Origin of the sequence: Pseudomonas sp. TAA207, from assembly GCF_001529285.1 — a bacterium.
Lineage (GTDB): Bacteria > Pseudomonadota > Gammaproteobacteria > Pseudomonadales > Pseudomonadaceae > Aquipseudomonas > Aquipseudomonas weihenstephanensis.
On record NZ_LLWJ01000049.1, the window covers coordinates 59668 to 66634 of the forward strand.

Below are 6967 nucleotides of genomic sequence, written 5' to 3' on the forward strand. Positions count from 1 at the left end.
CCCCTCACGACGAACAGCTGATCTCCAGGTGCTTGCCCCATTCCGGTGGTCGCTCGGCATAGCCCTCCATGCCCGGTTGCTCGGTGAAGGGTCGAGTCAGAACCTTGTGTAAACGGCGTACTTCGCTGTAGTCCCCGGCTTCGGCCGCATCGATGGCTTTTTGTGCCAGATAGTTGCGCAGGATGTAGAGCGGGTTCACGGCATGCATGCGCTCACGACGCGCCTGTTGGTCAATGATCCCTTCGCTTGCTACCCGCGCTACATACTGTGCGGCCCATTCATCAAAGCCTTTGAGGTCGACAAAGTCTTCGCGCAGGCGCGCCACGGCCTGTTCGGGCGGTAACTCGCCTAACTGACGGAAGAACAAGGTGTAGTCGATGGCGCTGCCCTGCATGCGTTGCAGCAGGTCTTCGATCAGTGTTTGATCCGTGTCTTGTGCCGTGCTCAGGCCAAGGCGGCGGCGCATCAGGTCCAGGTAGTGCGCCTGATACAGCGGCAAAAACAAGCCAAGGGTTTCACGCAGGGCGTCAACGCTGATGAAGGGCGTCAGTGCTTGCGCCAGTGCGCTGAGGTTCCATTGACCGATGGGGACCTGGTTGCTGAAGGAATAGCGCCCTTGGTGGTCTGAATGGTTGCAGATGAACTGCGCATCGAAGTCGTCGAGGAAGGCGAAGGGACCGAAGTCAAACGTGATGCCCAGTATCGACATGTTGTCGGTGTTCATCACGCCATGACAAAAGCCGTAAGCCTGCCATTTGGCGATCAGTTCGGCGTTGCGCTCCACGATTTCGCGGAACATCGCCACGTACGGTTCTGGCTGTTCCAGGCATGCGGGAAAGTGCAGGGCCAGCACGTGTTCGCCCAACTGCTTTTGCTGTTCGGGTTGCTGGGTGTAGTAGAAGTACTCGAAATGCCCGAAGCGGATGTGGCTGGGCGCCAAGCGCAGCACCATTGCGCCGCGTTCTTGTTTTTCACGCCATACCGGGGTGTCGGAGCCGATCACACAGGCGGCGCGGCTGCTGGGGATGCCCAGTGCGTGCAGGGCTTCAGAGGCCAGAAACTCACGGATTGAGGAGCGCAATACCGCGCGGCCGTCGCCCATACGTGAGTAGGGCGTCATGCCCGCGCCTTTGAGGTGCAAGTCCCAATGTTCACCGGCGTCGTTGTACACCTCGCCCAGTAGCAAGCCGCGGCCATCGCCCAGGCGCGGGTTGTAGGAGCCGAACTGGTGGCCGGAATACACCATGGCACGCGGTTCGGCGTCGGCCCACAAGGTGTGGCCGCCAAACAGTTGGGCAAAGACCGGATCGTGGGCCACGGATGGGTCAAGGTCGAGTAAAGCCATCGCTGCTTCGCTGGCCACTACCAGCCGTGGTGCGTCGAGAGGTTCGGGCAATACGTGGGTCGAAAACGCGTCGCCCAAACGAGCGAAGCGGTTATCGAATGTCAGATCGTCGAGGGCTTTCAATGGCCGTCTCCCACATAAATTTAAGGTGCAGCCAGAGGTGTAATGACTGCCGCAGGCCGTTAAGGGTTGCCTGGCAACCCGTTGTCTTGCTGGCCTGGGGGCTTATCTGGGCCTTGTGCAATGGCTACGGCATTTTGGGCGCATTGTCTGGCTTGTCCAGGCGCGGTGTTGAGTTCGGCACTTCTGGCCCGACGGGCACCAGTTTGTATTCCTGGCCTTGCAAGTTCTTGAGGTACACCTCCATCTGCTGGAACGAGATGTTGATGCTGTGGTTCTTGAACTCGCGGTTGATGAAGCGGTTGACCTCGTCGATGACCGGGTTACGGTCGCCCAGATCGCGTACGTGCATGCGCAGTTCGTGGTCGAGGGTGCTTTGGCCAAAGTTCAGGAAGTACACATGCGGCTCGGGGTCTTTGAGCACGCGCGGGTTTTCTTGGGCCGCCTTGAGCAGCAGGTGTTTGACCAGGTCCAGATCGGAGCCGTAATCGACCCCCAACTTGAGGGTGACGCGGGTAATGGTGTCGGTCAGCGACCAGTTGATCAGTTGCCCGGTGATGAAGGTTTTGTTCGGGACGATGATGTCTTTGCGGTCGAAGTCAGTGATGGTGGTTGCCCGAATGCGGATCTTGCTCACGGTGCCCGACAGGTTGCCGATGGTGATGGTGTCGCCGATACGCACCGGGCGCTCGAACAAAATCATGATGCCGGAGATGAAGTTGGCGAAGATTTCCTGCATGCCGAAGCCCAGGCCCACCGAGAGTGCGGCCACCAGCCACTGCAACTTGTCCCAGCTCACGCCGAGGGTCGACAGGGTCGCGACAAAGCCCACGCCGATGATCACGTAGGTCAACAGGGTGGTGGTGGCGTAGGCGCTGCCCTGCCCGAGTTCGAGCCTGGACAACACCAGCACTTCCAGCAGGCCCGGCAGGTTGCGGGCCAGGGCAATGCTGATACCGATGATCACCAGTGCGCCGATCACGTCGCCAATGCTGATGGGCACCATGCTCATGTTGGCGCCGGTGCCGCTGGTGTATTCGTACAAGGTGATGTTGTCGAGGTAGGAAAAGACGGAGATCAAGTCTGCCCACACCCAATACAGCCCACCGATAAAGCCTGCGAGCAAGGCCAGACGAATCAGGCGCAGCGATTGCTGGTTGACCTGCTCGATGTCCAGCGTGGGTTCTTCAATGATGATGTCGTTGCCTTCGCCCGCTTCTTTGGCAGCCTGGCGTTTGGCCAGCGCCCGTTGATAGGCCAGGCGACGGGCAGCGACGGCCAGGCCGCGGACAAAGGCGGCTTCGGCCACCAGCCAAAACATCAACAGGTACAAGGTGTTGATCAGGCGATCACTGAGTTTGAGTGCGGTGTAGTAGTAGCCAAAGCACACCGCCACAAACAGAGCAAGCGGCAGCAGGGCAAACGCAAAACCGAGCAATTTACGCAGGCGATAGCCCTTTTTCTCGATTTCGAAATCCTTGAGCAGCAAGCTGCACAGCAGCCAGGCCATAGCGGCATAGCAGCCCAGCACAATGGCAATGCCCAGCACATCGTCAGCCAATGCGGCGGGTTGTTGTTCGGCGAACGCGACCACGGCCACCAGCGCCAGCACTACAAAACCTAGCTTGCGCACCCAGCGTTGCAGGAACTCGACCAGCGGTTTTTCCCAGCGAAAATGCAGTTCGGCCACCCCGCCCGGCGCCAGAATGCGATAGGCGGTGTAAAACACCAGCCAGGCCTGGGCCATTTGAATCAAGGCGGCGCCCAGGTTGGCGTTCATACCGCGGGCGTCGGTTTGCAAGGCGTAGCCGCATAAGGCCAGCGCCAGAGAAACCGGCATCGCCAGCAACACGTTGATCAAAATCGCCAGCGGCGTGTGCCACTGACTGTCACGCTTGAAGTGGCCGATGTCCTGGTGGATTTTGTTCAACTTGGTGTAGAGGTAGCGGCGCTTCCACAGCAACGCCACGATCAACAAGGCCAGCGGTGAAAACAGCCACGGGCGTTGCGACAAGCCATCCGCCAGCTCGCTGAAACCGGAAGTCCAGGGCAAAGTCAGTAATTGCTGTTTGAGGTAGTGCGGCGCGGTTTCCAGCCACTCCAGATCCAGCGGCTTGTTGCTGGGGATCCAGAACATTTGCTCGTCCAGCGTGGCGCGCAGGCTCTGGGCGGTGCTGAGCAATTGTTTCTGGTTCAGTTGCAAGGTGATGGTTTCGTTGAGCAGGGCGCTCAACTCGCGGTTGAGGCGCTCCAGCAAATCACCCCGGGTGCCGACCAGTTCGAGCAGGGTTTTACGCAGCTGCGGGGTGACTTGATCGGCTGGCTGGGTGGACAGCAGGTTGTCGACATAAGTGGTCGGGTTGCTGATCAGCTCGCGCTGCTGGTTGATCTCGAACTGATACAGGCGGATGTCCGCGATCTCATCAGCCAGGTTCTTGTCCATCTTTTGCAGGCGCGGCAGTGCTTGTTTCTGTTTATAGAGAATCTTGGACAACAGCAGGCTGCCCTTTAGCACGCTGATCTGCTCGTCCAGCGCTTGATCGCTTTGGGTCACGTTGTCGAGTTGCTGTTTGGTTTCGAGATTTTGCTGCGTGACTTCATTCAAGCGGTCGGTGCTGCGCAACAGGTAGTCGGAGAGCTTGAGGTTGATCGCACTTTCGGTGGACAGCAGGCTGCTGCTGCCGGACTTTTGCGCTTCGATGGATTGCTGGGTCACGGTCTGTTGCGATTGCGCCAGACGCTTCTGGTTGATCAGGGTTTGCAGTTCCTGGATTTCCTGGTCCTGACGAGCGGTTTTTTCCATCAGCAAGTCATGCTGGCTGCCACTCAAGTCTTGCAACTGGCTGTTGCCCGCCAGTTCTTGGCGGCGCAGCGCGATAAGGGCGGTCAGCGCACCCGCCTCGGCATTGAGCTGGTTACGTTGGTCGCCCGTCAGCAGTTTGCCGTTGTCGCGCCCCAGTTTCAGGATGTTGTTGATCTGCTGGATGCGCGTTTGGCTGGTGCTGATTTCGGCTTGTGCCCGCTCTGGCCGGGTTTGCGCGGCGATGGTCATGCTGTTGGCACTGGCCAGAGCTTTTTGCAGCTCGCCTTGCTGCGTGGTGCGGTCAGCGAGCAGTTGCTCAAGCTGCTGCACGCTGAGATTGCTGTACCGCTGGGCAACCGGCACCACGGTGCTGGCTTTGAGCTTGGCCAGTTCTCGCTGGTTTTCGAGGGTTTGCTGCGGCGCGGTGCTGAGTTGCTGCTTGATCTCACTCAGGCTTTGTTCGTAATCCGCTTTGTTGGCCAGGTGGGCAAGGGTCTTTTCGAGGACCGCTTGCAGCGCTTTTTGGTCAGCGTCCGGCAGTTTGCGGTCGGCAATTTTGTCCAGGCTTTGCTGAACCGACTCGGTGGTTGGAGGCTCGGCAGCCTGTAGCGGGCCGACACAAAGGCTCAGGCCGAGCAGGACGGTGGCGAAGAGCGTGCGCAGAGTGGGCATAGATACCGGTCATACAAGGGGCGGAGAGGGGGAGTTTAGAGGAACAACCCCGGACCCGGGGCACTTCCTTCGGGGAATCTGACGCCCACTTTGCCGATCTTGTTCCCGTCCATCACGGCCACGGTCCAAATGGTGTTGTTCCATTCAACCTGATCGCCCACCACGGGTGCGCCGCCGACCTTCTGCGCGATGAAGCTGCTGAGCGGCAAGTCGGGGTCAATGCCGTCCAGCTTCAGGCCGTAGAGTGCAGACACCGCGCCCAGCTGGGCGTCGCCTTCGAGTACAAAGTCGCCAAAAAAGCGCAGGTCCAAACCGCGGGTAGGCGGCTGGCTGAACAGTTTGCCGAGGGCTGGCAGGTTGTGTTCGTGGCCGATCACGCAGAGCAGATCACCAATTTCAAGGGTGGTACTACCCGACGGGTGGAGCAGTTGCTGACCCCGAAACAGGGCTGCGATGCGCGTGCCTTCGGGCATTTTCAGTTCACGCAAGGCGGCGCCAATGCACCAGTTTTGTGCGTCGAGGCGATAAACGAACAGCTCCCACTCGCTGGTGACATGCACTTCAAGGGCTGCGCGCGAGATCGGCGCCAGGTCTGGCGGCACGGTCACCTTAAGCAGCTTGGCCACCCACGGCAGGCTGGTGCCTTGCACCAACAGGGACACCAGCACGATGAAAAACGCGAGGTTGAAGTACAGCTGCGCATTCTCAAGCCCGGCCATCAACGGGAACACCGCCAAAATAATCGGCACCGCACCGCGCAACCCGACCCACGAAATAAAGGCTTTTTCACGGGTGTGGAACGCTTTGAACGGCAGCAGCCCGACCATCACCGACAACGGCCGTGCGAACAGAATCATCCACAACGCCAGCGCCAGAGCAGGCACTGCGATGGGCAGCAAATCGTGGGGAGTGACCAACAAGCCGAGCACCAGGAACATGCCGATCTGAGCCAGCCAGGCCATACCGTCGAGCATGTGCAAAATGCCGTGGCGGCTGCGGATCGGGCTGTTGCCGATCACCAGGCCGCACAGGTACACCGCGAGGAAGCCGCTGCCGTGTAGGGCGTTGGTGAGTGCGAACACCACCAGCCCGCCCGCGACCACCAGAATCGGATACAGGCCATTGGCCAGATTAATGCGGTTAACCAGTTGCAGCATCATCCAGCCCCCGGCCAGACCGATGGCGCCGCCGATACCGAACTCGCGTAACAGATTGAGCAGCAAACTGGCGTGCAGCGTGGTTTCGCCGCTGGCGAGCATGTCGATCAGGGTCACGGTGAGGAACACCGCCATCGGGTCATTGCTGCCCGATTCGATCTCCAGGCTGGCCGATACCCGCTCGTTCAGGCCTTTACCGCCCAACAGCGAGAACACTGCCGCCGCATCGGTGGAGCCGACGATGGCACCCACCAGCAGGCCCTGAATCAGGTTGAGATTGAACAGCCACGCGGCCATCAGCCCGGTCAGCCCGGTGGTGATCATCACCCCGACCGTGGCCAGCGACAACGCAGGCCACAAGGCGACGCGGAAACTGGACACGCGGGTGCGCAGGCCGCCATCGAGCAAAATCACGGCCAAGGCGAGGTTGCCCACCAGATAAGCCGTTGGGTAGTTATCAAAAATAATGCCGCCGCCGTCGACGCCCGCGGTCATGCCCACCGCCAGGATAATCACCAGAATCGGGATGCCCAGGCGTGAAGAAAGTGAACTCACCAGAATGCTTGCACCCACCAGCAACGCGCCGATCAAGAACAGGCTGTTGATGGTCGTCGCATTCAAAGGCAGTACTCCAGAAAACTCATAGGCAGGGCGCTCACTGTTGAAGCAGTTTGCGTGCCAGCGATTCTAACCTGTGTAATTGCAGGGCTGTCAAAAAGGTTTTGTACACGTTCAGTTGGATGGGTTTACAGCCTTGGTAGTTAATTCGATCCGTTTCTTTTGGATCTTTGGGAATCCTCCTACGCATGATCATTAGGCTTATCCGTTAGCGTCAGCGCCTCTGTTTCAGAGGAGTCACGGATGTCTACC

At 59.4% G+C, this 6967-nt stretch carries 3 protein-coding genes; all 3 read right to left on the bottom strand.

Translation table 11 applies throughout. From position 1 onward, the window contains the following. Positions 1 to 4 precede the first annotated feature (4 nt). Positions 5 to 1468: a protein adenylyltransferase SelO gene (gene selO / locus AP059_RS02755; RefSeq protein WP_059761789.1), complete on the bottom strand. Its 1464-nt coding sequence runs from the start codon at positions 1466 to 1468 to the stop codon at positions 5 to 7. A 124-nt stretch (positions 1469 to 1592) separates the two neighbouring features. After that, positions 1593 to 4940, bottom strand: coding sequence for a mechanosensitive channel MscK (gene mscK, locus AP059_RS02760; RefSeq protein ID WP_059761790.1), 3348 nt, complete (start codon positions 4938 to 4940; stop codon positions 1593 to 1595). 35 nt (positions 4941 to 4975) lie between these two features. After that, the gene (locus AP059_RS02765; RefSeq protein ID WP_059761791.1) at positions 4976 to 6718 is read right to left on the bottom strand and encodes a potassium/proton antiporter; all 1743 of its coding nucleotides are present in this window, start codon (positions 6716 to 6718) and stop codon (positions 4976 to 4978) included. Between the last annotated feature and the right edge of the window lie 249 nt (positions 6719 to 6967).

Bases quoted from the DNA above. Each gene is read 5' to 3' on its own strand.
- mscK (WP_059761790.1), bottom strand. From the start codon at position 4,940: ATGCCCACTCTGCGCACGCTCTTCGCCACCGTCCTGCTCGGCCTGAGC.